The sequence below is a fragment of the Bradyrhizobium sp. RDM12 genome, assembly GCF_051917485.1.
In the GTDB taxonomy this organism is placed as follows: domain Bacteria; phylum Pseudomonadota; class Alphaproteobacteria; order Rhizobiales; family Xanthobacteraceae; genus Bradyrhizobium.
On record NZ_CM133064.1, the window covers coordinates 1,244,230 to 1,268,851 of the forward strand.

A 24,622-nucleotide genomic window follows, 5' to 3' on the forward strand; every position below is an offset into this window, starting at 1 on the left:
GTTGAGCGCGAAATCAAAGGGCCGCGGCGTCGGCCTCGCCGGTGCGGATGCGGACCGCATGGTCGAGGTTGATGACGAAGATCTTGCCGTCGCCGATTTGTCCGGTTTTCGCAGCGGACGTGATGGCGTCGATGGTCTTGTCGACCTGCTCGGAAGCGACAGCGACTTCGATCTTGATCTTGGGCAGGAAGCTCACGGCATATTCGGCGCCACGATAGATTTCCGTATGGCCTTTCTGACGGCCATAACCCTTGACTTCCGTCACCGTGAGACCGTGAACGCCAATGGCGGTCAGGGCGTCACGGACTTCTTCCAATTTGAATGGCTTGATAATCGCCATAACAATTTTCATGGGTCCTATCCCCGCTTGGGCCCGGTCCGGACGTGGCCGGGCGTTTCTCGACTGGTTCGCCACGAGGGAGAAGTTCACTACGCGGGCACAGCCACGAGCCTTAGAATCAAATGCCGTGCCAGATCGGGCGGCTTGCCTAACGGACTATGAAAGCGGGGGTTTTCGCGTTTGGCGGGCATTGCGCTGCAGTGCGCCATTACGTCGCGCTCAATCCCTGGTCAGGCCTGATCAAAAAGCAGGCATGACAGGCTGTCGACACATTTCATGCTCACGTGTCGGGCAGTCGAGAGGTAAAATATTACGGGATTATGCCGGCTGTAGGGCTCGCCGCGCTATATCGAAGCGGATTGCGGCGTGCTCATGGGATACGCTCACGGGAGACGCGCAACCAAGCTGGACCGTTAGGCCGCCTCGCGCGCCGCAAAGACCCGGTCGATCAATCCCCATTCGACGCCCTGCTGCGCGGTCATGAAATGGTCTCGGTCCAGGGTCCGTTCCACCTCCGCCTCGGTGCGCCCGCAATGCTGCGCGTAGAGCCGGGTGATGCGCCGCTTGGTCTCCTGCATTTCGTTGGCATGGATCAGGATGTCGGACGCCTGGCCCTGGAAGCCGCCGAGCGGCTGATGCACGTGGAGGCTCGCATTGGGCAGCGCGGCGCGGTGACCGGGCTCCCCGGCCATCAGCAGGAACGAGCCCATCGAGCGCGCGGTGCCCATGCACAGCGTATGAACCGGCGCCTTGATGAACTGCATGGTGTCGTACATGGCGAGCCCAGACGTGACCACGCCGCCATAGGAGTTGATGTAGAGATTGATCGGCCTGTTCGGATTCTCCGCCTCCAGGAACAGCAGCTGCGCGCAGACCAGTCCCGACATCGCATCATTGACCTCGCCGTTGAGGAAGATGATGCGCTCGCGCAGGAGCCGCGAATAGATGTCGAAGGATCGTTCGCCGCGGGCGGATTGCTCGACAACCATAGGGACGAGCTGAAGCATGTCGCGCATCGGCGACCTCCATGTCTGCAGGTGATGAAGTCTGTTTGTTTAGGCGGCGGCGCGCATCAGGCAGCAATTGGTGTTGGCAGCTTGCGGCAGTGCTACGTCGCAGGCTTGCTGGATGATGCGGAAGCGGGTGCCGCCGTCTTCGTTCGGCTCGATCCGGAAGATGACGCGGCTCTCGCGAAACGGCGGCTCCGCGTCGCGAAGCCGGTAGCGCACCTCTTCGCCTGTGATCGTTGATTCCGGCTCGGCGCCTGCAAGGTCGCAATCCGGCAGCCAGCGCTCGCGCAGGGCCGGAATGGTCACGGCGCGCCAGACCTTTGCCGGCGGCGCATCGAACTCATATTCGAGCACAAGGTCTGCGTCCGAGGGATCAGGCTTTGCTGCGTCGCTCATTGAACCAGGTCCTTGTTGATCCAGCCCTTGTTGATCCAGCCCTTGTTGGTCCTCATTGATCCATGTCCTTGAGGAGATCGGCGAGTGCTTCCATGCGCTTCGGCCAGTAGGCGCGGTAGCGCGCAAGCCATGCCCCGATGGCCACGATTCCGTCCGGGTCGACTTCGTAATTCACAAAGCGGCCCTGCCGCTGCTCGCGCACGAGGCCTGCCGCACGCAGCACCGAAAGGTGCTGCGACATCGCCGGCTGGCTGATCTCCAGACCGTCGCGCAAAGCGCTGGCATTCAGGCTGCCGTCAGCGAGTTTCTCAAAGACCTTTCGGCGGGTCGGGTCGGCCAGCGCCTTGAAGATGTCGGCTTCGATCATGCCAATACATAAGCACGTACTTATGTGTGGTGCAAGCCCGATTACTGAAGGGCCTCGCCGTGCTGCGAGATGTCGAGACCCTCGAGTTCGTGCTCGCGCGACACCCGCAGGGGCACGAACAGCCCGACCAGCTTGAGCAGGACAAAGCTCACGCCCGCCGACCAGACGAAGGTGACGGCGACGCCGTAAAGCTGGAGCAGCAATTGCTGCGGATGCCCCTCGAGCAGGCCGGCGGTGCCGCCGATCGCGCTGGTTGCGAATACGCCGGCGAGCAGCGTGCCGGTCAGTCCGCCGATGCCGTGGACGCCGAACACGTCGAGCGAATCGTCGTAGTTGAAGCGGTGCTTCAGCCAGGTGCAGGCCCAGTAGCAGATGCCACCCGCGGCGATACCGATGACGATGCCGTGCCACGGCGCGACGAAGCCGGAGGCCGGCGTGATGGTGCCGAGGCCCGCCACCGCGCCCGAGATCATGCCGAGCACGGACGGCTTGCGCCGCGTCGACCATTCGATCGCGCCCCAGGTCAGCGCGCCCGAGCAGGCCGCAAGATGCGTTGCGATGATCGCCATCACCGCGCGCGAATTGGCAGCACCGGCCGAGCCGCCGTTGAAGCCGAACCAGCCGACCCACAACAGGCCGGTGCCCATCACGGCGAGCGAGAGATCGAACGGCGAGAGATTTTCAGTGCCATAACCGTAACGCCGCCCCATCACCTTCGCCGCCACGAGGCCGCCGGTGCCGGCCGACAGATGCACGACGAGGCCGCCGGCGAAATCCAGCACGCCCATGCTGTTGAGGAAGCCGCCGCCCCATACCCAATGCGCCAGCGGAATGTAGACGAAGATGAACCATGCGACCGAGAACAGCAGATAGGCGGAGAAACGCATGCGGTCGGCGACGGAGCCCGCGACCAGCGCCACGGTGATGATCGCAAACGTCATCTGGTACAGCATGAACAGCGCTTCGGGGATCGTCTTCGCTGCCGGGTTGACGCTGTCCATGGTCATGCCGGCGAGGAACCAGCGATCGAGCGAGCCGATCCACGGCCCGTCACCGACGAAGCAGAGCGAATAGCCGAACGCGACCCAGAGAATGGAGATGATCGTCACCGCGGCTAGGCTCTGCGCCATGGTCGCGAGCACGTTCTTCTTGCGCACCATGCCGGAATAGAACAGCGCAAGCCCCGGGATCGTCATCATCAGGACCAGCGCGGTGGCGACGATCATCCAGGCGGTGTCGGCGGTGCTGATCTCGCCCGTCGCGGCGCGTGCCGGCGAAACCATGACCAAAGCAAATCCGATCGGCGCAGCCATAGCAGCTGCGCGGCGCAACAATCCCGCCATGTCATTTCCCCCCGGGCATCATTTGACGTCGCACGCTATGGCGTCGTTGCCCGGTGCGATCAAAGAAGGCTGTATCAGAGCGTTTTCGAGCGAAGTGGATACCGGTTCGCGTGAAGAAAACGCGTCAAGACAACAAGTTTACAGCGCGTCGCTGTCGGTCTCGCCGGTGCGGATGCGCAGCGCGTGGTCGATCGGCGTGACGAAGATCTTGCCGTCGCCGATCTGTCCGGTGCGCGCCGAGGCGGTGATCACGTCGACCGCCTTTTCGGCAATGTCGGAGGCGACCGCGATCTCGATCCGCAGCTTCGGCAGGAAATTCACGACATATTCCGCGCCGCGATAGATCTCGGTGTGACCCTTCTGGCGGCCGTAGCCCTTCACCTCGGTCACGGTCATGCCGTGGACGCCGATCGCCGTCAGGGCCTGGCGGACCTCATCGAGCTTGAAAGGTTTGATGATCGCGACGACGAGTTTCATGGTCAGGCCTGTTTCCCGGGGAGCGCCGCGCCGTATGTCCCCGGCGCTGCGTCAATCTGGCATCTTTCCGGGCAAATGGCACAAAAAACTTGCAGATTGAAGCGGAAAAACGCTTGGGCGTGTGAACGGCCGCCTCTGTACAGGGCAGCCGTTCATCCCTCACAATGCATTTTTGGCATGGATGCGGTGAACCAGCACCCGTCGAGCGGTACATAAGTATTTTGGGGGGGCGCGTCATGGCGAGTTGGTTCTACGCATCCGAGGGCAAGCAGCAGGGACCCTACCCGGAGGGGCAATTCCGCGACCTCGTTGCGCAGGGCGTCGTGCGCGGCGATACGCTGGTGTGGTCCGAAGGCATGGCGGGCTGGCAGAAGGCTGCCGAAATTCCCGGTCTGATGTCGGGCGGCGGTGCGCCGCCGATGATGCCGGCGGGCGGGCCGCCGATGATGGGCGGCGGTGCCTATACCGGTGCAGGCAGCGCCGCCGGCGGATCGCTGTCGGTCGATTTCGGTATCCTCGACTTCACCTGGCGCACGCTGGTGATGCTGATTGGCTCGTGCTTCATCATCCCGATTCCGTGGCTGTTCGTCTGGTACACGCAATGGATCGTGTCCTGCGTGAGGGTCCCGGGCCGGCCCAACCTCTCCTTCACCGGCACTGCCATGGCGATCGTGCCCTGGTTCTTCGGGTTCATCGTTCTGGCGATTGTCGTCGGCTACACCGGCATCCAGATTTTGAGCACCGCGCTCTACATCGTCCAGATCGTTCTCTACTGGATGCTGCTGAAATGGATGGTCGCCAACATCGCCTCCAACGGGCAGCCGGTCGGCCTCAGCTTCACCGGCTCGGTCCTGGGTTATATCGGCTGGAACCTGCTGTTCGCGATCTCCCTCATCACGATCATCGGATGGGCCTGGGTCGCCGCAGCCCAGCTGCGCTGGACCTATCGCAACATCCAGGGCACGCGCCGGGAGATCATCTTCAGGGGCAGCGGACTGGGGATTCTCTGGCGCGGGATCGTGGCCGCGATCCTGTGCGGCTTCATCATCCCGATCCCGTGGGTCTATCGCTGGATCATGAACTGGTTTGCGTCGCAGACCGAGCTCGTGCCGCGCGGCTCGCTCCAGTGATCAGCTTCTCCGCTCGCGCACGCTGCCTTCCTGCGCCACGGAGGCGACCAGCGTGCCGTCGGGCTTGAAGATCGAGCCGCGGGTCAAGCCGCGGCCGCCTTGCGCGCTCGGCGAATCCTGCGCGTAGAGCAGCCATTCATCGGCGCGGAACGGGCGGTGAAACCACATGGCGTGGTCGAGGCTCGCCGGCATCATGCGCTTGTCGAACAGGGTGCGGCCATAACGTGCCATGATGGCGTCGAGCAGCGAGAAGTCCGAGGCATAGGCGAGAGCGCACATGTGCAGCGCCGGATCGTCCGGCAGCGTCGCCGCCGTCCTGATCCAGACATGGATGCGGCCGTCCTCGATCCTCTCGCCGAAATAACGGCCGAGCTCGACCGGGCGCAGCTCGATCGGGCGATCGGACTCGTAATAGCGGCGGATGAAGTCCGGCATCTCGCGGAACATCGGCTGCTTCGCCACCTCCTCCGCCGTGAGCTTTTCCGGCGGCGGCACGTCGGGCATCTTCTCCTGGTGGTCGAACGCGCTCTCCTCCTCGGCATGGAACGACACCATGATCGAGAAGATCGCATTGCCGTGCTGGATCGCGGTGACGCGGCGGGTCGAATAGCTCTTGCCGTCGCGCAGCCGCTCGACCTGGTAGATGATCGGGATCTGCGGATCGCCCGGAAGGATGAAATAGCAGTGCAGCGAGTGCGGCAGGCGGCCTTCGACGGTGCGGCAGGCCGCGACCATCGCCTGTCCGATCACCTGGCCGCCGAACACCCGCTGCCAGCTCGTCTTCGGGCTGTTGCCGCGGAACAGATTCACCTCGAGCTGCTCGAGATCGAGGATCGAGATCAGATCGATCAGGCCTTTGGACATCGGATTCAGCTTTCGCATCGTCATTCCCGGCTCGCTGCTCCGGAATGACACAATGGGGCGTTTCGCCCTTGTTTCACCGCACTGTTTCGCCCACCTCAAGTCTGCTAGCAAGACCAAGAATTGGCCGGGAATTTTGGCAGGACAAGCTGGGTATGTCACAGGGTAGCATTGTCATTGGCGGCGGCGCGTTTGCCGGCCTGGCGCTCGCGCTGGCGCTGCGCCAGGGGCTTGGACCCGAGATTCCCGTCATCGTCGCCGACCCCGCGCTCGCCACGCGGCCGAGCCGCGATCCCCGCGCCACCGCCATCGTCGCGGCCTGCCGCCGTCTGTTCGAGGCGCTCGGCGCCTGGGATGATGTCAAGGCTGAGGCCCAGCCGATCCTCGACATGGTCGTCACCGATTCCAAGCTCGAGGACGCCACGCGTCCGGCATTTCTGAATTTCACCGGCGACGTCGCGCCCGGCGAACCCTTTGCGCATATGGTCGAGAACCGCCGCCTGATCGATGCGCTTGTCCTCCGCGCCGAAGCTGAAGGCATCGACCTCCGCGCGACGACCGTTGCGTCTTATGATGCCAGCGCCGGCGGCATTGACATCACGCTCGGCGATGGCAGCAGGATTGCCGCGAGCCTCTTGGTCGCGGCCGATGGTGCGAAGTCAAAGCTGCGCGAGCGTGCCGGCATCGCCACCCATGGCTGGGAATACGATCAATCCGGCATCGTCGTCACCGTTGGCCACGAGCGCGATCATGAAGGCCGGGCTGAAGAGCACTTCTTGCCTGCGGGTCCGTTCGCGATCCTGCCGCTGACCGGCAAGCGATCGTCGCTGGTGTGGACCGAGCGCCGCACAGAGGCCGCGCGCATCATCGGCTTGAGCGAAGAAGAATTTCATGGCGAACTCGAGCAGCGGTTTGGTTTGCATCTCGGCGAGGTGAAAGCGCTCGACAAGCCGCGTGCGTTCCCGCTGTCCTATTTCGTGGCGCGCTCCTTCGTGGCCGAGCGCCTCGCGCTGGTCGGCGATTCCGCCCACGTCATTCACCCCATCGCCGGACAGGGCCTCAACATGGGGCTGAAGGATGTCGCCGCACTGGCCGAAGTCGTGGTCGATGCCGCCCGGCTCGGCATGGATCTCGGTGGCGCCGACGTGCTCGAGCGCTACCAGCGCTGGCGCCGTTTCGATACCATGGCGATGGGCGTCGCCACCAACTCGCTGAACTTCCTGTTCTCGAACCAGTCGACCTTGCTGCGCACGGTGCGCGACATCGGCCTCGGCATCGTCGACCGCACGCCGCCGCTGAAGAATCTCTTCATCCGCCAGGCGGCGGGTTTGACCGGTGAGATACCGAAATTGCTGAAGGGCGAGGCGCTGTAGCTCTCGCTAGCGCTCCACACTCCGCCGTCGTCCCGGACAAGCGCAGCGCAGATCCGGGACCCATACTCCGCAGCATCAGTTTTGCGAAGACTCGGAGTGACCAGCTTCGCTCCACAACCACTCCCTGTGGTTATGGATCCCGGCTCCCGTGCGCAATTGCGCACCAGGCCGGGATGACACCGAGAGTGTTGCGCGGTCATCGCGCAGAACCCTCGCAATATTTAATCGATCTTGCGCGCCTCTTCCGGCAGCATGATCGGAATGCCGTCGCGGATCGGATAAGCGAGCTTGGCGTTGCGCGAGATCAGCTCCTGCCTGGTGGAGTCGAATTCCAGCGGGCCCTTGGTGAGCGGGCAGACCAGGATCTCCAGCAGTTTTGGATCGACGCTGTTTTCGGGGCGTTCTGTGGGCGCGTTCATCAGGGTCTCCGGCGATCGGCTGCGTGTAGCATAGAAAATTGCGGCCGCCCATCGCGGGCTACGCGGATATCATCCGCTGGATCTCGTCGAGCAGCCCTTGCAGCCGTGCGGTCGAGAGCTGGGGAGCCGAGAACGCATAGCCCAGAAACGTCCAGTACAGGATCTGCGCACGCGCCTGCGCGGTTGCAGCGGTGAATCCGCGTCGTTGCAGCAGCGCCTCGATATAGTCGAGCCTGCGGCGGTCGATGGCGCGGACGGCCGCTTGCGCCGCCGGATCGAACGCCGCCCAGTTCCGCACCGCGCGCTCCAGATCGAGCCGGGCGCCAAACGTCCTGCGCAGCAGCGCCGTCAGCGGCTCCTCGCTGTCGGCCTCGACCCCGGCGATGATCTCTTCGGCCGCGATCTCGCGCCAGCGTTTCAGCACGGCCGCGTGGAACGCGCCGAGATCGGCAAAATGCCAGTAAAAACTGCCGCGCGAGACGCCGATGGCCTTTGCCAAAGGATCGGCCTTCAGCGCGGTGAAGCCGCTTTTGGTGAGCGCCTTGAGGCCCTCTTTGATCCAGTCGTCGGCGGAGAGCTGGTCGGTCATGTCTGGTTCCGAAATCCGAACATACACTAGTGTATTGACAGGTGCCGCGCCAGCGTCTATCTCACCATACACAGATGTATGGTCGAAAATTCGAGGAGCTTTGATGATGCGTGATCTCTTGCTCCGGTCCGCCGGAATCCTCGCCATATTGGTGGCTCTCATCCATGGCCTCCTCGGTGAGACCAAGGTGTTTCCCCGCGCCACGATCGAGCCAGCGCGGCTCCGCACCTTGCTCCGCCTGGTCTGGCAGGCCTCGACCGTCGCCTGGATCGGCTGCGGCATGCTCCTGATCGCGGCGCCCTGGATGGACTCCGCGCCGGCGCGCCGCTGGATCGTCCTCACCATGATCTGCGTGTTCGGCTTCTCCGCCGGTGCCAACGCATGGGCGACACGCGGCCGGCATTTCGGCTGGATGGCGCTGAGCATGGTCGTGGTGATGGCGGCGGCGGGCTACTGATGCCGGAACGACAGCCACGCATTCGAATGGAGCTGCGTCATGGAAGATCGTGTTCGGCTGACCATCGTGGATGGCGTGGCCCATGTCCGGCTCAATCGCCCGGACAAGATGAATGCCCTCGACCCCGCGATGTTTGAGGCGCTCATCGCGGCCGGCACGCAGCTCAGTGCGCGCAGGGATGTCCGCGCCGTTATTCTGTCCGGCGAAGGGCGGGCGTTCTGCGCGGGCCTCGATCTGGATCGGCTCATGGCGACCACCAGAGGCGATTCACTGATCCCGTCAGTCGACTTGACACGGCGAAGCCACGGCTTCGCAAACTATGCGCAGCACCTCGTCTGGCTCTGGCGCGAGTTGCCTGTGCCCGTGATTGCCGCGGTCCATGGCGTCGCCTTCGGCGGTGGCTTCCAGCTCGCGCTCGGCGCGGACCTTCGCTATCTCGCGCCGGCGACACGGCTCGCCGTCATCGAGACCAAATGGGGGCTGGTACCCGACATGGCGGGCACGCAATTGATGCGCCATCTCGCGCGCGAAGATGTCGTGCGCGAGCTCACCTATACGGGCCGCGTGTTTTCGGCGGACGAGGCGCTGGCCTATGGTTTTGCGACACGGGTTGCCGACGATCCGCTGGCTGCCGCATCGACAGTCGCGCATGAGATCGCAAGCCGCAGCCCCGATGCCGTACGCGCCGCCAAGCGGCTCCTCAATCTCGCCGCGACCTCGGACGTCGCCAGCGGTCTTGCCGCCGAAACCGCCGAGCAGGCCGCACTGCTTGGCACCCCCAATCACGTCGAAGCGGTCAGGAGCAATCTCGAGCAACGCCCGCCACGATGGAGCTGTGCATGAGCACCCAAGGCTTCGATCTGCAAGCTCTCAAGGCCGCTAATTCGTCCGCCGCCTTTAACCGCATGGCGGAGTTCGATGTCGTTGCGGCCGGCGACGGCGAGGTGACAATCCGCATGAGATGGCGCGACGACTTCACTCAATATTCCGGACACCTCCATGCTGGCGTGATCGCGGCTTTGCTCGACACCGCCTGCGGCTTTGCCGCCGCGACGCTGGTCGGCTCGGTCACCGCATCGCACTTTGCAATGAACTGCCTGAGGCCGGCCGTCGGTCGTCATTTCATCGCCAAGGGTATGACGGTGCGGCCCGGACGCCGGCAGGTGTTCGCGCGGGCCGAGCTGCTCGCGGCCGACGAGCAGGGCGAACTCTCCCTCGTCGCAACCGGAGAGACCGTGCTCGTTCCTACCGGCGGGCCATCGAGCAAGGCTGACGGAGCTAACATGACGTTGACACGCGTCACCGGAGGCACGGGGCATCCCGGCCGGGAGATCGTCGATTGGCTTGCGAGCAGATCGGAGCCGTGAGGCTTAAGGCCGCAGCGAGCTGCCAAACACGCGCTGTGCACGGACGGCGCTGATGTTTTGACGACCGTTAGAATTTCTCTAAAGGCATCTGAGCCCTGCGCCGAGTTGACTTCAGCATCCCTCTTGCTTCCTTCGGGCGCGCTTTGCGCACACGACAGAGGAGGAGACATTCGTGAGAGTCATTCGTGTTCTTGCCATTGCACTGACGGTCGGGATCGGCATGGGATCGACGGCGATGGCCGACGGTTTCAGGACCTGCACCAAGCTCGACAAGGCGTCGTGGAAGCCGGCAGGCGATGCCGAAGCCAAGGCCAAGGCGGCGGGCTATGAAGTGCGCCGTTCCAAGATCGAAGGCTCGTGCTATGAGGTCTATGGCGTCAAGGAAGGCAAGCTTTACGAGCTGTTCTACAGCCCGGAAGATCTCAGCCTGAAGCACACGATCGCCAAGTAATCTTTGCGGGCATTGCGGTTTGAATGATAAAGCGGTGCAGGACACGCACGGGGTGTCCGATTGGACCCCCGCGGATCGGACGGTCGCGGTCTGGGACCTTCCGTTGCGTCTCTGGCACTGGGCCCTCGCGGCAAGCGTCCTGGCCGCGTGGTTCACGCCCACCGTTTACGACAGCCTTCACCGCCTCGTCGGCTATGCTGTGATCGGGCTATTGGCCTTCCGCCTGGTCTGGGGCTTTGGGGCAGCCGCTACTCGCGCTTCCGCATGATCGGGGTCAGGCTTCGTGCTGCGCCCTTCTATCTCTGGAATCTGCGCCGCGGCATCACCGGCCGCTACATCGGGCTCAATCCAGCCGGCACCTTGATGATGACGGCGCTGCTATTGTCACTCACCATCTCGGCGATCACGGGCGCGCTGTCGGTGACCGTCACCTTCTTCGGGGTCTGGTGGATCGAGGACACCCACGCTTACGCATCGGACGCGGTCATCGCCCTCGTCGTGCTGCACATCGTCGGCGTGGTCGGAATGGGACTGCTTCAACGCGAGAATTTGATTCGCGCGATGATCACGGGACGCAAACGCATCCGGCATCCCCACACCTCTCCCGAAAGGAGAGGTCGGATCGCATCGTAAGATGCGATCCGGGTGAGGGCTTACGGTCTGACCGAATGCTGCGGCCCCTCACCCGGATTGCTCCGGACGATGCTTCGCATCACCGAGCGCAATCCGACCTCTGCCCGCTGGGGAGAGGTAAACAATGCGGCAACAGCTTTTGCCTAATTTCGATTGATCGTCGCGTCGCGCGCTCACTGCAGCGGCGGATCGCCGCTGGTGCGCTTCTTGGCGAGGTCCATCTCGGTCACCGCGATCAGGATCTCGGCGCGGGTCTTCAGGTCAGGTGCTTCCAGCATCGCCTGCTTCTCGGCGGGGCCATAGGGCGACATCATCGCAAGCGCGTTGACGAGTGCCTCGTTGGGCGCGCTCTCGACGCCTTCCCAATCGACCTTGAGATTGTTGGCCTTCAGGAAATCTGCGAGCACCGTCAGCAGCGCCTCGCGATCGACCGCCTCCTCACCCTTGCGCGCCGTGAAATCGTCGGTGAAGGCGAAGAAATCGACCTTGCACTGCCGGTAGGGGGTCAGCACCTCGAGCTCCTCGACCACCCTGAAGCGGGCGACCCCGGTGAGCTCGAGGATGTAGCGGCCGTCGCCCGATTCGGCGAGCTGGGTGATGCGGCCGACGCAGCCGACGCGGAACAGCGCCGGCCTGTCGGAATCCTTCGGCGAATGCGCCGCATCCGGCTGGATCATGCCGATCAGGCGATGGCCATCGCGAAAACTGTCGTCGACCATCGCGAGATAGCGCGGCTCAAAAATGTTGAGCGGCATCTGGCCCCGCGGCAACAGCAATGCGCCCGGCAGCGGAAACACCGGGATGATTTCCGGAAGGTCGGCGGGCCCGCGATATTCGATGTTGATCGGCATCTGGTCCCCGCTGACGTCGCCTGCACGTTGCCCTTATGAAAACAGGATCGTCGACAAGCGCTTGCGTCCCTCGACGGTTGCTTCGTCCGTGCCGCCCCAGGCCTCGAAGAACTGCACCAGCTGCTTGCGGGCGCCGTCATCGTTCCATTTGCGGTCGCGCTTGACGATCGCGAGCAGCTGCTCGGTGGCAGCGGCCCGGTTGCCCTGCGCGTTCAGCGCCGTGGCGAGGTCGAAGCGTGCCTGATGATCGAGCGGGTTTGCGGCGACTTTCTGTTCGAGTTCGGCGATGGGCCCGAGCTGTTCCGCCTGCTCCGCGAGGTCGATCGCGGTCTGCACGGCCTTCACGGCCGCGTCGTTGCGCTTGGATTCCGGCACCATGGCCAGCGTCTGCTTCGCCTGCTCCATCGCGCCGGAGGTGACGTAGCATTTTGTGAGGCCGGCGAGCGCTGCGATGTTGGTCGAATCGTACTGGAGCACTTCGGCGTAGATCTGCGCGGCGGCTGCGGCGTCGCCCTCGGCGAGAACGGCCTCGGCTTCCTGCAGAATCTCGGCGATGTTGGGCTCGCCGGGCGCAGTGACGCCCTTGGTCAGCTTTTCGATGAAGGCATTGATCTGGCTCTCCGGCACGGCGCCCATGAAGCCGTCGGCGGGCTGGCCGTTCACGAAGGCGATCACGGCCGGGATCGACTGGATGCCCATCTGGCCCGGGATGGCCGGATGCTGGTCGATGTTCATCTTGACCAGCTTGACCTTGCCCTTGGCCGCCTTGACCGCCTTCTCCAGCACGGGCGTAAGCTGCTTGCAGGGGCCGCACCACTCCGCCCAGAAGTCGATCAGCACCGGCTGGCGCTTCGATTCCTCGATGACGTCCTTCACGAAGGTCTGGGTGGTGGTGTCCTTGATCAGATCGGCCGCAGCCGGGACTGCGGCTCCGTTACCCTGGTCGATGATCGTCACGGGATCCCCTCGTCTGATGTCTGGAATGGCGGGTCTTTAGCACGGCGCCATCGCATATGCTTCGTTTCAGGCCCTAAATTTGGGCCGGGACGGCCGAATTTCAATCCACCGGCGTCGATTCGGCAGTTCCGGTGCTTTTAGGGCGATTCGGTCGGGTTCGGGCTCATATTGGGGCTCGGAAAGCGATCTATGCCGCCCGTAGCTGTTGCATTCGCCGCCCGGTTTTGGCATACGACAGCCGTTGCCGGCGCGTCACGCGACCGACACAGGATGCGGGTGTAGCTCAGTGGTAGAGCACGACCTTGCCAAGGTCGGGGTCGAGGGTTCGAGCCCCTTCGCCCGCTCCAGTTTTTCCCAGAGCATCCAGCCAGATCAGGTCGGGTCCTGGTTTTCCACGCCGCTGGCCACTGGCGTGAGTCTCAAATGACCATCCTCGTCACCGGCAGTGCCGGCCACCTCGGGGAGGCCATTCTCCGGACGCTCCGGCGTCGCGGGTCAACTGCGCGCGGGATCGACCTGAAGGCATCGCGCTTCACCGACGCGGTCGGCTCGATCGTCGATCCCGGCTTCGTCCGGGCGCAGATGGAGGGCGTCACCGCTGTCATCCACACGGCGACGCTGCACAAGCCGCATGTGGCGACCCACAGCAAGCAGGCCTTTGTCGACACCAACGTTACCGGCACGCTCAATCTGCTCGAGGCGGCCGACGCGGCCGGCGTGAAGAGTTTTGTTTTCACCAGCACCACCAGCGCGTTCGGCTCGCAGCTCCGGCCGGAGGCGGGCCAGGCGGCGGTGTGGGTCACCGAGGAGCTGCCGTCGATCCCGAAGAACATCTACGGCACTACAAAGCTGATGGCGGAAAACCTGTGCGAGCTGTTCTTTCGCGAGCGCGGACTGCCGGTCGTGGTGTTGCGGACTTCGCGGTTCTTTCCGGAGGACGATGACGATCCCGCAATGCGATCGGTCTACCCGCGGGACAACGCGCAAGCGAACGAGCTGCTCTATCGGCGGCTGGATATAGCGGACGCAGTGAGCGCCCATCTGCTCGCTGCGGCGCGCGCGCCTGAGATCGGGTTTGCCCGCTATATCGTCTCCGCGACCACTCCATTCGCGCAACACCATCTCGCCGCCCTCCTCCGTGATGCCGCCGGTGTCGTGCGCGAGCTCTATCCGGATTGCGCCCGGCTCTATGCGACGCGCGGCTGGCGGCTATTCCCCGGGATCGACCGCGTCTATGTCAACGAGCGCGCGCGATGCGAGCTGGGTTGGCATCCGGAATTCGATTTCGCCCATGTGCTGCGCAGCCTGCGCGATGGCTCCGATTTCCGTAGCTCCCTGGCGCGCGAGGTGGGAGCGAAGTTCTATCACGACACGCAATTTGACGATGGACCCTATCCCGTCGCCAAATAGTCGCCGCTTTTGTCAATTCGCACGATGCTTCAGGTGTGTGGCCGGGATGACCGCGCATCGTCCGGTCTCGGTCGTTCTACTGTGCATGGGGTTGTTTTCGCGTTTTTGGATTGGTCGACCATTCTGCTGCCCGCAAATGAGGCGCGCGTCACGTCGATGCCGCGTTGCAGCGAGAGTGTCGTCGGTCGGCACCTGCACGCCGAGAGACAATCCCGTCTCAATCTTTATTGACCGCAGCTGCCGACCACGCGACCCGCTTCTCTCCACTCGCAGATGTGCTAACCTTTTTGCGTCTGCCACCTCGACAGACCAAGAACTTCGCCTGCTCGAACAGCAAAACAAAGAACGCGCAGCTCTGACGGCTGCCTTAGGGGAGTGACGCGATGACATCGATGATCCATCGATCCGTGTTGGCGCTTGCAGCGGTGGCCCTTCTTGCCGGGACCAGCGTTGTCAACGCACAACAGGACAAAGGCCGGGCGCTCAAGAAATACGAATCCGGCACTAAGGACTTCTGGACCCATCCGCCGGATGACTGGTTCCTCGGCGACGAGACCGAGGCGCAGAAGGGCCTCGCCCCGCCCTCGGGTCCGCCGACCGGCGCCTCCGATGCCGAGCTCGCCAACATCATCAAGAAGGTGAAGCTGCCGGCGGGCTTCAAGATGGAGGTCTATGCCTCCGGCGTGCTGGCCGCGCGGCAGATGGCCTGGGGTGACAAGGGCACGCTGTTCGTCGGCTCGTTCGGCCTCGGCAACGTCTATGCCATCAAGGACAAGAACGGAAAGAAAGAGGTCAAGACCATCCTCAAGGGCCTGAACATGCCCACGGGTCTGGCCGTCAAGGACGGTGCGCTCTACGTCATCGCGGTCGACAAGCTGATCCGCTATGACGACGTCGAAAACAAGCTCGACAATCTCGGCGAGGGCAAGGTCGTCTATGACGACATGCCGTCCTATGCCGCGCATGGCTGGAAGTATCTCGCAGCCGACAAGGACGGCTGGTTCTACATTCCGTTCGGACCGCCGTTCAACGTCGGCATTCCCCCGACCAGCGTCTCGCAGATCCGGCGCGTCGATCCCAAGACCGGCAACGCCGAAATCTATGCGCTCGGCGTTCGCAACTCGGTCGGCGGCGATGTCGATCCGCGCACCGGAAAATACTGGTTCACCGAGAATGCGCGCGACTGGGTCAGCGACGACCTCCCCTCCGACAAGCTGAACATGATCTCGAAGATGGGCGAGCATTTCGGCTATCCCTACTGCCACCAGGGCGACCTTCCCGATCCGAAGTTTGCCATGGGCCACAAGTGCTCCGAGTTCACGCCGCCCGTGCTGAATCTCGGCGCTCACGTCGCGCCGCTCGGCATGAAGTTCTATACCGGCGACCAGTTCCCCGCCGAGTACAAGAACAACATCCTGATCGCCGAGCACGGCTCCTGGAATCGCCACAAGTACCAGGGCGGGCGCATCGTGCGCGTGATCGTCGGGCCCGACGGCAAGAACCCCAAGCAGGAGGTGTTCGCCTCCGGCTGGATCGAGGGTGATCAGGGCTATCTCGGCCGCCCCGATGATATCATCCTCGCCAAGGACGGCTCGATCCTCGTCGCCGACGACTGGGCCGGAGCGATCTATCGGATCAGCTACAGCAAGAAGTAACGCAACATGACCACGAGGCTGCGGTGGCCGAGAGGCGCCGCAGCCTTTTCCATTTCGAAGTCTCACGCGGCAGTCGATAGATCGGGATTCCTTCCATGCGCCGGCAGCTCATCTCGCACGCAATCAGGGCGGCCGCGCTCCTCACGTTCGGCGCCCTTCCCGCAAGCGCCGCCGATAATACTGCGATCCAGGAGAAGGTAGCCGTTTGCTCCGGCTGTCACGGCGAGAACGGTATTTCGCAGACCGAGAACATTCCCTCGCTGGCCGGCCAGCCCGATCAATTCCTGCAATGGCAGCTGGTGTTCTTCCGCGCCGGCTCCCGCAAGAACGAGCAGATGCAGCCGATTGCCGCGGAGATCACCAACGAAGATGTTCGCAGTCTCGGCGCCTATTTCGCGGCCTTGACGCCGCCGAAGGCCGCGGACGACAAGGATCCGGACCTGTCGAAAAAGGGCGCGCAAGTTGCCGCCGGCCGCCGCTGCGCCTCATGCCACACGGACAGCTTTGCCGGCACCAAGGCCGTCGCGCGGCTCGCGGGTCAGCGCGAGGAATATCTGGTCAAGGCGCTGCACGACTACAAGAGCAGCCAGCGCGTCGGCGGCGGCGGCGCCGCGATGGCCGATGTCGCCTATCACATGAGCGATGAGGAAATCACGGCCGTCTCGCACTATCTCGCGTACTTCAAATAGCGCTTCGCTGCGCGTGTGCGGGATGACAGCGATTACCCCGCGCGCTGCTTCTCATACGCCTTGAGATGCGTATACGCGATGCGCAGCTTCGGTACCGGGACCTTGTCGGCGTCGGCGCGCGCGATGAGATCGCCGATGACGTGATCGGCCTCGACCGGAAAACCCGCCTTGATGTCGCGGAACATCGAGGCCGTCATCGGCGAGCCTTCAGTGGTGAGGTTGCCCTTCACGCGCTCGAAGAACGGACCGCCCGGTGTGTAGCCCGACGCGGTGGCGATCGAGCTGGTTTCATCGAGCATGCCGAGCAGGAAGTCGCGGCCGCCGGGCGCGGCGAGGATGTTGCCGACCGAGGTGCGCATCAGGCAGGTGCTTGCGGCGAGTGAGGACAGGAACACCCACTTCTCCCACATGTCCTGCATGATGTTCTGGCTGGCGGTGGCGCCTTTGATGCCGCTCTTGAAGGCTTCGTCGATCGCCTGGACGCGATCCGACAATTTGCCATTGCGCTCGCCGTAGTTGATCGATTGCATCGGCTGCAGCTGCACCACCTCGCGTTTCTCGTTCAAGGTTGCGGCGATGGCGCAGAGGCCGCCGAGCACGCGCTCGGCACCGAACTCGGCATCGAGCGTGTCGAGATGCTTCATGCCGTTGAGCATCGGGATGATCGTGGTGTTCGGGCCGACTGCGGCGGCGAACGATTTAATGGCATCGTCGAGGTCGAACGCCTTGCAGCTCAGCAGCACGACGTCGAATTTTTCCTTGAGCGCATCGGCCTGCACGGTCGGCGGATTCTTCAAGGTCACGTCGCCATTCGGGCTCTTGATGACGAGGCCGGCGCTTGCGAGCTCGCTGGCGCGGCGCGGTCGGACCAGGAACGTGACGTCGCGGCCGGCCTGCAACAGCCTGCCACCAAAATAGCCGCCGATGGCGCCGGCGCCGACCACGAGGATACGCATTGTAGAGCTCCGTTGAACGAGGCAAATGGCGAGTAGGGAATAGCGAATAGGGCGAGAGGCCGCAAATGACGAGTCACAATTTCACGACTCGCTATTCGCCACTCATTATTCGCCCCCTTGCAGCACCATCTCCTCGACCTCGCGCAGCTGCTCCTTGCCGAAGAACATCTCGTTGCCGACGAAGAAGGTCGGCGAGCCGAACGCGCCGCGGGCGACCGCCTCTTCGGTGTTCTTGATCAGCTTGCCTTTCACCTCGGGTTCCTGGGCGCGGGCGAACAGCTTTTGGGCATCGAGCCCCGAGGACGCCAGCGCCTTGGCTGCGACCTCGAGGTCGTCCATCTTCTTCGGTTCGCGCCACATGTGGTGGAAGGCAGCCTCGACATATGTCTCGAACACGCCCTCGAGCTGCGCCGCGATCGCGGTACGCATCAGGTTCAGCGTGTTGACGGGGAAGTTGGGATTGAAGACGTAGGGCTGGACCTTGAAGCGCTTGACGAAGCGCTCGGTCTCGACCTGCTGGAATTCGCGCTTGTTCTTGATACCGGCGAGCGTCTCGGCCGGCGATCTATTGTTGGTCGACTTGAAGATGCCGCCGAGCAGGATCGGCACATACTCGAATTTGACGCCGATGCGCTGCTCGATCGCGGGAATAGCCAGATGACTGAGATAGGCGTTCGGGCTGCCGAAATCGAACAGGAATTGCGGTGATGTGCGGGGCAAATTCGTTCTCCCTGACCTGGCTTTTTGATCTGGCTTTTCACCTATTGTGGCGCAGCGCACGCCACAGGTCCACCGTTTAATGACGATCATAATATCTCGATGATCAGATCAGACGCCGGATCCTCCGCTTGCGCCACACCAGCAGGTAATAGCCCATCTGCAAAACGAACATGGCGCAGAACACGATCGGATACGCCGCCCACACACCCTCGAGACCGATCGTGCGGCTCAGGATCACCGCAGCCGGCAGCTCGATCGCGACAATGGCGAAAATCGACAGCAGCATCGGCGTCAGCGCAACGCCGGCCGCTCGCATCGCTCCGGAAAACGTGGTGGCAAGGCCGAACGGCACCGAGCTCCACAAGGCGACGAACAGCAGTCCTTTCGCCAGATCGAGCACGGCGCTGTCGGTGATGAAGATGCCGAGCACGGTGCGCGGCGCGAGATAGATCAGCGCCACGAGCCCGCCAGTCAGGACGAGGTTGAACGCAAGACCAGTGCGGACGATGCCGTCGAGCCGCGCCCGGTCGCCGCCGCCGATGGCTTGCGCGCCGAGGATCGAGACCGCGATCGAAATCGACATCGCCGTGAACTGCGTGTAGCCCATCACCTGATTGACCGCGCCGTAAGCCGCCGTTGCGTCCGAGCCGAAGCCGTTGACGAGGCCGAGCAGAACCAGTTCGGCGATCGCCATCACGACCATGCCGACCGCACTGGGCAATCCAATGCCGAGGATTTTTCCGATCACAGCACGATTGAGCCGCACATGGCGCAGCAGGGCGGCGTCCGGCGCGAGCGCGTGCTTCTTCCGCAGCAGATAGGCCGCCAGCGCGGGCAGCGTCACCGCATTGGAGATCGCAGCCGCCCAGGCCGGGCTGGTGATGCCGAGCGCCGGCAGTCCGAATGCGCCGCGGATCAGCATCGGCGTCAGGATCAGGCCGATCGCAGTCGACAATGCCAGCGCGAGCAGCGGTGTCACAACGTCGCCGACGCCGCGGATCATTGCCGTCATGAGCAGGAACACGAATCCGAGCGGCATCGTCAGCAGCATGATGCGGGCATAGGCGCTTGCCTGGTCGAGGATGTCTGCGGGCGTCGCGAGCGCCATCATCAATTGCCGGCTGAACAGGCCGCCGGCCAATCCGACAGAGATCGAGAGCAGCAAGCCGACTGCGAGCGTCGTGCCGACAACGATTCGGATCCTGCCGTGGTCGCCCGCGCCGAAGGCCTGGCCGATCAGCACGGTGGCGCCGGTGCTCAGGCCCATGACGAAGGCAAACAGAAAGAAAAACACCGGGAAGAATGTCGAGACCGCCGCCAGTGCATCTACGCCGATCATCTGACCGAGATAGACATTGCTGACGGTGCCGAACAGCGATTGCAGCGCGTTGCTCAACATCAACGGGGCGAGGAAGCGCAGGAAGCTTTTCCAGAGCGGTTTTGGGGCGGGCATGGATGGGCCTTTCATCAGGGCGAGCAAAGCCGTTGCCGCGCGAAGCACGCGCGGCTTGGCCGTCTGGGGTTGTTGAAGATCGCGCCTAGGCGCGGTCGCTATAGGCGAGCTTGACGATGTGGTCGCGGATGTCGGCCGGCCAGTCGGCGATCAGTCCGGTGAAGCGCCGCCTGTCATCCGCAAACAGCGCACGCGACGCTTCCTCGAACTGCGCCAGATTGCCGGCCATGGTCGACATGAAGTGATAGGCCGCATCGCGCGCCTGCCGTGCGCGGTCCTTGTCGCCGCTCGCGCGTCGAGCCTCGTCGACAAGTTTTCGCAAGGCGACCGAAGCGCCGCCGGGCTGCGCGCCGAGCCACTCCCAGTGCCGCGGCAGCAGCGTCACCTCGCGCGCGACCACGCCGAGTTTCGGCCGGCCGCGGCCGCGAGGTTCGGTTGGTGGAGCGATCTCCTCAAGCGGCGGCGGGATCAGCTTCGCCAGGCGCGCCAGCACCTCGCGATCCCCGCCGCGCAGATCGAAGTCGATCGATCGGCCCGTGGCATCCTCGAAGATGATGATGGGCTCGTCCGGCCGTCGCGCCACGCGCTTGACGACCAGCGCGACCTCTCCCGCCGGCCCGGAGACCAGGCGGCGTGGGCCCTGGAATGCGGTGAAAATCCTCTGCATTGAAATCATTGCCATATCGATGACCCTGGCGACTTAATAACCGGGTAAATTGCTGAGGTCAATATACCCGGATGAAAATATCCCGCCCGAATGGCTCGACATTGCGGTTCCGGGCTGGCAGGTACCCGGCCGACCGATCACGCCCAGCCCTAAGGATCTCGCGATGCTGACCGTCCACCACCTCAACAATTCGCGTTCGCAGCGGGTGCTCTGGCTGCTCGAGGAGTTGGGCGCGCCCTACGAGATCGTGCGTTATCAGCGCCAGCCGGATATGCGTGCGCCGAAGGAGCTGCGCGCGATCCATCCGCTCGGCAAGTCGCCCGTCATCACCGATAACGGCAGCACCATCGCCGAATCAGGTGCGATCATCGAATATCTCGTCGCGACCTACGGCAATGGCCGGCTGATCCCCCGCCGAATACGCCGGAGCGGCTGCGATTCACCTACTGGCTGCACTATGCGGAGGGATCGGCGATGTCGCCGCTGCTGCTGAAGCTGCTGTTCACGCTGATGCCGAAGCGCGCCCCCGCGCTGCTTCGGCCGCTGGTGCGCAAGGTGTCGAACCAGGCGCTGACCGCGCTGGTCAATCCGCAGCTCAAGCAGCACATGGACTATTGGGAAGGCGAGCTCGGCAAGACCGAGTGGTTTGCCGGCAATGAATTCACTGCAGCGGACATCCAGATGAGCTTTCCGCTTGAAGCAGCACAAGCGCGCGGCGGGCTCGAGCAAGGCCATCCCAAGGCCATGGCGTTCCTGGAGCGCATTCACGCGCGGCCGGCTTATGCGCGCGCCCTTGAGAAGGGCGGCCCGTACCAGGTGGGGCGGTAAGTTTCCTCACCGCCCCGGATGACCTTTCAGTCCGCGTGCAGCACGCGGCCGCGCGTCTCCGGCAGCGCGAAGGCAGCGATGAAGAACACCGCGTAGGCCACGACGGCAAAGATCGCGATCGCGTTCGCCAGCGACGTCGATGCCGACAGCGCGCCGACGAGGAACGGAAACAGCGCGCCGATGCCGCGGCCGAAATTGTAGCAAAGCCCTGGCCCGAGCCGCGCAGCCGCGTCGGATAGAGCTCGGTCAGGAATGCGCCGATCCCTGAGAAATAGCCAGAGGCGAAGAAGCCGAGCGGGAAGCCGAGCACCCACAGGATCTCGTTGGTCAGCGGCAGTTGCGTGTAGAGCAGCACGACGGCCATGGCGCCGATCGAGAAGATCAGGAACAGATTGCGCCGTCCGATCCGGTCGGCCAGCCAGGCGCCGACGAGATAACCGATGAAGGACCCGATGATCAGCGTCGACAGATAGCCGGTCGAACCGACGATCGACAGGTGACGCTCCTTGGTCAGGAATTGCGGCACCCAGAAGGTGACGGCGTAGTAGCCGCCCTGGCAACCCGTCGCCATCAGCGACGCCAGGATCGTGGTCTTCAGGATCGGACCCGAAAAGATTTCCCAGAGCGCCGGACGATTGCCGCTTGCGGCCTGCTTCGCCCGCGCCTCGGCCGCAATTTCCGGCTCGGTGACGGAGCGGCGGATGTAGAACACCAGCAGCGCTGGCAGCGCGCCGATCACGAACATCCAGCGCCAGGCTGTCTCCGCCGGCATCAATGAGAACAGGATTGCCTGCGACAGCACGGCAAGACCCCAGCCGACTGCCCAGCCCGATTGCACCGAGCCGACCGCGCGTCCACGATATTGCGGCCGGATCGCTTCGCCCATCAGTACGGCGCCCGCGGCCCATTCGCCGCCGAAGCCAAGGCCAAGCACGGCGCGCGCGAGCAAAAGCTGCTCGAAATTCTGCACGACCGCGCAGACCAGCGAGAAGACCGAGAACCAGATGATGGTGATCTGAAGCGTCCTGACCCGGCCGATATGGTCGGAGAGATAACCGCCGAGCCAGCCGCCGATGGCGGAGGCCAGCAGCGTCACCGTGCCGGCAAGGCCGGCCGAGGCCGCATCGACCTTCCACAGTGCGACAATGGTGCCGATCACCAATGGGTAGATCATGAAGTCCATGCCGTCGAGCGCCCAGCCTGCTGCGCAGGCCCAGAACGTCTTTCGCTCCGGCGCATTCATGTCGCGGTAGAAGGCGAGAAGGCTGGTGTCCTCGATCTCGGCGCGTTCGATGCGCCCAGTCGGATCGGCTGTGGTCATGTGCGTTTTCCCGGCAAATTCCTTGGCCGGGCGGTGGTAGCACGCGCGGCGGCCGGCGCAAGCCGACGGGCGCGGTCGTGCCATGCAGGGGCAGGACTACTGTCCTGCCGCTTCCGCGCCGCGCGAGCGCGGATCCGGTGCGCCGAGGGCCCGTTCGGCGTCACGAGAATCGAGTTGGCGGAGGTCTGCCCCATCGGCTCGACGATGAGATGATCCATCGCCTTCAACTCGAACAGCACCTCATCGGGAAAGCCGCGCTCGACGCGCACCTCGTCCGGCAGCCATTGGTGATGCAGCCGTGGCGCGGCCACGGCGGCCGCCACGTCCATCTTGTAGTCGACCACGTTCACGATCACCTGGAGCACGGTCGAGATGATGCGGCTGCCGCCGGGCGAGCCCGTAACCAGCACCGGTTTGCCGCCCCTGAGCACGATGGTCGGCGACATCGAGGACAACGGCCGCTTGCCGGGCCCGGGCAGATTGGCCTCGTAGCCGACGAGGCCATAGGCGTTGGACGCGCCGACCGCCGCGGTGAAATCATCGAGCTCGTTGTTGAACAGCACGCCGGTGCCGTCGGCGACGAGGCCGACGCCGTAGCTGAAGTTCAGCGTATAGGTGTTGCTGACAGCGTTGCCGCTGGCATCGACGACGGAGAAGTGCGTGGTGTTGCTGCCTTCGCGCGGCGCAGGTAGGGCAGAAACGATCTCCTTCGACGGTGTCGCGCGATCGGTCGAGATGCTCGCACGCAGCTTGGCCGCATAGTCCTTCGCCGTGAGGGTCTCGATCGGTGCATTGACGAAGGCGGGATCGCCGAGATAGCGCGCACGATCCCCATAGGCGCGCTTCATGGCTTCGATCAGCAGATGCAACGATGCCGGTGAACCCTGCTTCAAATCGGCGAGCTGAAAGCCTTCGAGGATGTTGAGCGATTCCACCAGCACGACGCCGCCGGACGACGGCAACGGCATCGAGACGATGTCATAGCCGCGATAGGTGCCGCGCACCGGCGAACGGATCACGGCCTGATAGGCCTTCAGGTCAGCCGGGGTCATGAAGCCGCCGGCGTCGGACACGGCTTTGGCGAGCTTCTCCGCCACCGGACCTTCGTAGAAGCCGCGCGGCCCTTGCGTTGCGACACTCGCCAGCGTGTCGGCGAGATCGCTCTGCACCAACCTGTCGCCTTCGCCAAGCGGCGAGCCGTCGGCCTTTGCGAAAATTTTAGCCGAGGACGGCCAGCGTGCCAGTCGCGGGTACCAACCCGGCAGGGTGTCGGCGATGTCGTCGGTGACGATAAATCCGTCGCGCGCGAGCAGGATCGCAGGTTCGAGCAACTGCGCCAGCGTGAACTTGCCCGAGCCAAACTTCTCGAGCGCGAGCGCGAGGCCCGCGACCGTGCCGGGCACGCCGATGCCAAGTCCGGAATCGCGCGACTTGGCGGGATCGGGCCTGCCGTCGGCATCGAGGAATATCTGCGCCGTGGTTGCTGCCGGCGCGGTCTCGCGATAGTCGATCGCGATGTCTTCGTTGCGCTCGGCGGAATGGATCACCATGAAGCCGCCGCCGCCGATATTGCCGGCACGAGGATAAGTCACTGCCATCGCAAAGCCGGTCGCGACGGCCGCGTCGACGGCATTGCCGCCACGCCGCAGGATATCGGCGCCGACCTGCGCAGATATTTTCTCCTGCGCCACCACCATGCCGTGCTCGGCGGGAATCGCATGCACCGTATCGAGCGCCGGCGGGAGATAAGCCCGCCGCGCATCCTGCGCGGCTGCCGATGCAAGACCAAACGCCAGAGTGGCGATGAGCGCGAAAAAAGTCCGCCGTGTCGAAAATGACGCCATCATCAAATTTCCGCCGGGCCCTCAGGCCAATCCAAAACGCGTCGCTGCAATGCTATAC

24 protein-coding genes, 1 tRNA gene and 4 pseudogenes are annotated in these 24,622 nt (G+C 63.9%); 12 read left to right on the forward strand and 17 right to left on the reverse strand.

Going from position 1 to position 24,622, the window contains the following annotated elements:
- Positions 1-13 precede the first annotated feature (13 nt).
- From ACTGJ9_RS05860 to ACTGJ9_RS05885, 6 genes are all read right to left on the reverse strand, one after another.
- Complete coding sequence (locus ACTGJ9_RS05860; RefSeq protein ID WP_027535364.1) at positions 14-352, reverse strand: P-II family nitrogen regulator; 339 nt, start codon at positions 350-352, stop codon at positions 14-16.
- Positions 353-753: 401 nt separating this feature from the next.
- Positions 754-1,356: an ATP-dependent Clp protease proteolytic subunit gene (locus ACTGJ9_RS05865; protein ID WP_456676297.1), complete on the reverse strand. Its 603-nt coding sequence runs from the start codon at positions 1,354-1,356 to the stop codon at positions 754-756.
- A gap of 39 nt (positions 1,357-1,395) precedes the next feature.
- Positions 1,396-1,746, reverse strand: coding sequence for an SRPBCC family protein (locus tag ACTGJ9_RS05870; RefSeq protein ID WP_456676298.1), 351 nt, complete (start codon positions 1,744-1,746; stop codon positions 1,396-1,398).
- Positions 1,747-1,798: 52 nt separating this feature from the next.
- The gene (locus ACTGJ9_RS05875) at positions 1,799-2,113 is read right to left on the reverse strand and encodes an ArsR/SmtB family transcription factor (protein WP_456676299.1); all 315 of its coding nucleotides are present in this window, start codon (positions 2,111-2,113) and stop codon (positions 1,799-1,801) included.
- Positions 2,114-2,154: 41 nt separating this feature from the next.
- A complete protein-coding gene (locus ACTGJ9_RS05880) occupies positions 2,155-3,456 on the reverse strand; it encodes an ammonium transporter (protein ID WP_456676300.1) in 1,302 nt (433 codons plus the stop codon).
- Between the two features lie 138 nt (positions 3,457-3,594).
- On the reverse strand, positions 3,595-3,933 hold the full coding sequence (locus ACTGJ9_RS05885; RefSeq protein WP_456676301.1) for a P-II family nitrogen regulator: 339 nt from the start codon (positions 3,931-3,933) through the stop codon (positions 3,595-3,597).
- 236 nt (positions 3,934-4,169) lie between these two features.
- Between ACTGJ9_RS05885 and ACTGJ9_RS05890 the strand changes: the two genes are divergently transcribed.
- Positions 4,170-5,063, forward strand: coding sequence for a DUF4339 domain-containing protein (locus tag ACTGJ9_RS05890; protein WP_456676302.1), 894 nt, complete (start codon positions 4,170-4,172; stop codon positions 5,061-5,063).
- Here ACTGJ9_RS05890 and tesB read toward each other — a convergent pair whose 3' ends face one another.
- Positions 5,064-5,927, reverse strand: a complete 864-nt coding sequence (tesB, locus tag ACTGJ9_RS05895; RefSeq protein WP_456678448.1) for an acyl-CoA thioesterase II — start codon at positions 5,925-5,927, stop codon at positions 5,064-5,066.
- A 152-nt stretch (positions 5,928-6,079) separates the two neighbouring features.
- Between tesB and ACTGJ9_RS05900 the strand changes: the two genes are divergently transcribed.
- Positions 6,080-7,297 carry a ubiquinone biosynthesis hydroxylase gene (locus tag ACTGJ9_RS05900; protein ID WP_456676303.1) on the forward strand — a complete coding sequence of 406 codons (1,218 nt, stop codon included), beginning with the start codon at positions 6,080-6,082 and terminating at the stop codon, positions 7,295-7,297.
- Between the two features lie 221 nt (positions 7,298-7,518).
- On the opposite strand, the gene ACTGJ9_RS05905 is transcribed toward ACTGJ9_RS05900, so the two are convergent.
- The gene (locus tag ACTGJ9_RS05905; RefSeq protein ID WP_456676304.1) at positions 7,519-7,716 is read right to left on the reverse strand and encodes a Trm112 family protein; all 198 of its coding nucleotides are present in this window, start codon (positions 7,714-7,716) and stop codon (positions 7,519-7,521) included.
- Positions 7,717-7,774: 58 nt separating this feature from the next.
- Complete coding sequence (locus tag ACTGJ9_RS05910; protein ID WP_456676305.1) at positions 7,775-8,305, reverse strand: TetR/AcrR family transcriptional regulator; 531 nt, start codon at positions 8,303-8,305, stop codon at positions 7,775-7,777.
- A gap of 106 nt (positions 8,306-8,411) precedes the next feature.
- Here ACTGJ9_RS05910 and ACTGJ9_RS05915 point away from each other — a divergent pair, with 106 nt between their 5' ends.
- The 5 genes and pseudogenes from ACTGJ9_RS05915 (at position 8,412) to ACTGJ9_RS05935 (ending at position 11,213) form a co-directional block, all read left to right on the forward strand.
- Entirely contained in the window at positions 8,412-8,762 is a 351-nt protein-coding gene (locus ACTGJ9_RS05915; protein ID WP_456678449.1) for a hypothetical protein, read from the forward strand.
- A 39-nt stretch (positions 8,763-8,801) separates the two neighbouring features.
- Positions 8,802-9,605 (forward strand): crotonase/enoyl-CoA hydratase family protein, encoded by an 804-nt coding sequence (locus tag ACTGJ9_RS05920; RefSeq protein WP_456676306.1) that lies wholly within the window; start codon positions 8,802-8,804, stop codon positions 9,603-9,605.
- Positions 9,602-10,129, forward strand: coding sequence for a PaaI family thioesterase (locus ACTGJ9_RS05925; RefSeq protein ID WP_456676307.1), 528 nt, complete (start codon positions 9,602-9,604; stop codon positions 10,127-10,129). The genes ACTGJ9_RS05920 and ACTGJ9_RS05925 overlap by 4 nt, the downstream gene beginning before the upstream one ends.
- 172 nt (positions 10,130-10,301) lie before the next feature.
- Positions 10,302-10,580, forward strand: a complete 279-nt coding sequence (locus ACTGJ9_RS05930) for a PepSY domain-containing protein (protein ID WP_456676308.1) — start codon at positions 10,302-10,304, stop codon at positions 10,578-10,580.
- A gap of 19 nt (positions 10,581-10,599) precedes the next feature.
- Positions 10,600-11,213: pseudogene (locus ACTGJ9_RS05935) on the forward strand (cytochrome b/b6 domain-containing protein).
- A gap of 173 nt (positions 11,214-11,386) precedes the next feature.
- Here the strand turns inward: ACTGJ9_RS05935 and ACTGJ9_RS05940 are convergent.
- Positions 11,387-12,064, reverse strand: coding sequence for an LON peptidase substrate-binding domain-containing protein (locus ACTGJ9_RS05940; protein WP_456676309.1), 678 nt, complete (start codon positions 12,062-12,064; stop codon positions 11,387-11,389).
- A 33-nt stretch (positions 12,065-12,097) separates the two neighbouring features.
- Positions 12,098-13,021 (reverse strand): thioredoxin, encoded by a 924-nt coding sequence (trxA, locus tag ACTGJ9_RS05945; protein WP_456676310.1) that lies wholly within the window; start codon positions 13,019-13,021, stop codon positions 12,098-12,100.
- A gap of 272 nt (positions 13,022-13,293) precedes the next feature.
- Here trxA and ACTGJ9_RS05950 point away from each other — a divergent pair.
- From ACTGJ9_RS05950 to ACTGJ9_RS05965, 4 genes are all read left to right on the forward strand, one after another.
- Positions 13,294-13,368, forward strand: a tRNA-Gly gene (locus ACTGJ9_RS05950).
- Positions 13,369-13,444: 76 nt separating this feature from the next.
- The gene (locus ACTGJ9_RS05955) at positions 13,445-14,431 is read left to right on the forward strand and encodes an NAD-dependent epimerase/dehydratase family protein (RefSeq protein ID WP_456676311.1); all 987 of its coding nucleotides are present in this window, start codon (positions 13,445-13,447) and stop codon (positions 14,429-14,431) included.
- Between the two features lie 383 nt (positions 14,432-14,814).
- The gene (locus ACTGJ9_RS05960) at positions 14,815-16,086 is read left to right on the forward strand and encodes a PQQ-dependent sugar dehydrogenase (RefSeq protein ID WP_456676312.1); all 1,272 of its coding nucleotides are present in this window, start codon (positions 14,815-14,817) and stop codon (positions 16,084-16,086) included.
- Between the two features lie 95 nt (positions 16,087-16,181).
- On the forward strand, positions 16,182-16,775 hold the full coding sequence (locus tag ACTGJ9_RS05965; protein WP_456676313.1) for a c-type cytochrome: 594 nt from the start codon (positions 16,182-16,184) through the stop codon (positions 16,773-16,775).
- Between the two features lie 32 nt (positions 16,776-16,807).
- On the opposite strand, the gene panE is transcribed toward ACTGJ9_RS05965, so the two are convergent.
- The 4 genes from panE to ACTGJ9_RS05985 form a co-directional block, all read right to left on the reverse strand.
- On the reverse strand, positions 16,808-17,731 hold the full coding sequence (gene panE, locus ACTGJ9_RS05970) for a 2-dehydropantoate 2-reductase (protein ID WP_456676314.1): 924 nt from the start codon (positions 17,729-17,731) through the stop codon (positions 16,808-16,810).
- 105 nt (positions 17,732-17,836) lie between these two features.
- Positions 17,837-18,451 carry a 2-hydroxychromene-2-carboxylate isomerase gene (locus ACTGJ9_RS05975; RefSeq protein WP_456676315.1) on the reverse strand — a complete coding sequence of 205 codons (615 nt, stop codon included), beginning with the start codon at positions 18,449-18,451 and terminating at the stop codon, positions 17,837-17,839.
- A 103-nt stretch (positions 18,452-18,554) separates the two neighbouring features.
- Entirely contained in the window at positions 18,555-19,904 is a 1,350-nt protein-coding gene (locus ACTGJ9_RS05980; RefSeq protein ID WP_456676316.1) for an MATE family efflux transporter, read from the reverse strand.
- Between the two features lie 85 nt (positions 19,905-19,989).
- On the reverse strand, positions 19,990-20,586 hold the full coding sequence (locus ACTGJ9_RS05985; RefSeq protein WP_456676317.1) for a DUF2239 family protein: 597 nt from the start codon (positions 20,584-20,586) through the stop codon (positions 19,990-19,992).
- A 148-nt stretch (positions 20,587-20,734) separates the two neighbouring features.
- Here ACTGJ9_RS05985 and ACTGJ9_RS05990 point away from each other — a divergent pair.
- Positions 20,735-21,399: pseudogene (locus ACTGJ9_RS05990) on the forward strand (glutathione S-transferase family protein).
- 26 nt (positions 21,400-21,425) lie between these two features.
- Here ACTGJ9_RS05990 and ACTGJ9_RS05995 read toward each other — a convergent pair.
- Together ACTGJ9_RS05995 and ggt are read right to left on the reverse strand one after the other, a co-directional pair.
- Positions 21,426-22,720, reverse strand: a pseudogene (locus tag ACTGJ9_RS05995) (MFS transporter).
- Positions 22,721-22,816: 96 nt separating this feature from the next.
- Positions 22,817-24,567, reverse strand: a pseudogene (gene ggt, locus ACTGJ9_RS06000) (gamma-glutamyltransferase).
- Positions 24,568-24,622: the final 55 nt, after the last annotated feature.

Excerpts from the sequence above, each read along its gene's own strand:
- ACTGJ9_RS05860 (WP_027535364.1), bottom strand. The coding sequence starts at position 352 with ATGAAAATTGTTATGGCGATTATCAAGCCATTCAAATTGGAAGAAGTC.
- ACTGJ9_RS05865 (WP_456676297.1), bottom strand. The coding sequence starts at position 1,356 with ATGCGCGACATGCTTCAGCTCGTCCCTATGGTTGTCGAGCAATCCGCC.
- ACTGJ9_RS05870 (WP_456676298.1), bottom strand. The coding sequence starts at position 1,746 with ATGAGCGACGCAGCAAAGCCTGATCCCTCGGACGCAGACCTTGTGCTC.
- ACTGJ9_RS05875 (WP_456676299.1), bottom strand. The coding sequence starts at position 2,113 with ATGATCGAAGCCGACATCTTCAAGGCGCTGGCCGACCCGACCCGCCGA.
- ACTGJ9_RS05880 (WP_456676300.1), bottom strand. The coding sequence starts at position 3,456 with ATGGCGGGATTGTTGCGCCGCGCAGCTGCTATGGCTGCGCCGATCGGA.
- ACTGJ9_RS05885 (WP_456676301.1), bottom strand. The coding sequence starts at position 3,933 with ATGAAACTCGTCGTCGCGATCATCAAACCTTTCAAGCTCGATGAGGTC.
- ACTGJ9_RS05890 (WP_456676302.1), top strand. The coding sequence starts at position 4,170 with ATGGCGAGTTGGTTCTACGCATCCGAGGGCAAGCAGCAGGGACCCTAC.
- tesB (WP_456678448.1), bottom strand. The coding sequence starts at position 5,927 with ATGTCCAAAGGCCTGATCGATCTGATCTCGATCCTCGATCTCGAGCAG.
- ACTGJ9_RS05900 (WP_456676303.1), top strand. The coding sequence starts at position 6,080 with ATGTCACAGGGTAGCATTGTCATTGGCGGCGGCGCGTTTGCCGGCCTG.
- ACTGJ9_RS05905 (WP_456676304.1), bottom strand. The coding sequence starts at position 7,716 with ATGAACGCGCCCACAGAACGCCCCGAAAACAGCGTCGATCCAAAACTG.
- ACTGJ9_RS05910 (WP_456676305.1), bottom strand. The coding sequence starts at position 8,305 with ATGACCGACCAGCTCTCCGCCGACGACTGGATCAAAGAGGGCCTCAAG.
- ACTGJ9_RS05915 (WP_456678449.1), top strand. The coding sequence starts at position 8,412 with ATGCGTGATCTCTTGCTCCGGTCCGCCGGAATCCTCGCCATATTGGTG.
- ACTGJ9_RS05920 (WP_456676306.1), top strand. The coding sequence starts at position 8,802 with ATGGAAGATCGTGTTCGGCTGACCATCGTGGATGGCGTGGCCCATGTC.
- ACTGJ9_RS05925 (WP_456676307.1), top strand. The coding sequence starts at position 9,602 with ATGAGCACCCAAGGCTTCGATCTGCAAGCTCTCAAGGCCGCTAATTCG.
- ACTGJ9_RS05940 (WP_456676309.1), bottom strand. The coding sequence starts at position 12,064 with ATGCCGATCAACATCGAATATCGCGGGCCCGCCGACCTTCCGGAAATC.
- ACTGJ9_RS05955 (WP_456676311.1), top strand. The coding sequence starts at position 13,445 with ATGACCATCCTCGTCACCGGCAGTGCCGGCCACCTCGGGGAGGCCATT.
- ACTGJ9_RS05960 (WP_456676312.1), top strand. The coding sequence starts at position 14,815 with ATGACATCGATGATCCATCGATCCGTGTTGGCGCTTGCAGCGGTGGCC.
- ACTGJ9_RS05965 (WP_456676313.1), top strand. The coding sequence starts at position 16,182 with ATGCGCCGGCAGCTCATCTCGCACGCAATCAGGGCGGCCGCGCTCCTC.
- panE (WP_456676314.1), bottom strand. The coding sequence starts at position 17,731 with ATGCGTATCCTCGTGGTCGGCGCCGGCGCCATCGGCGGCTATTTTGGT.
- ACTGJ9_RS05980 (WP_456676316.1), bottom strand. The coding sequence starts at position 19,904 with ATGCCCGCCCCAAAACCGCTCTGGAAAAGCTTCCTGCGCTTCCTCGCC.
- ACTGJ9_RS05985 (WP_456676317.1), bottom strand. The coding sequence starts at position 20,586 with ATGGCAATGATTTCAATGCAGAGGATTTTCACCGCATTCCAGGGCCCA.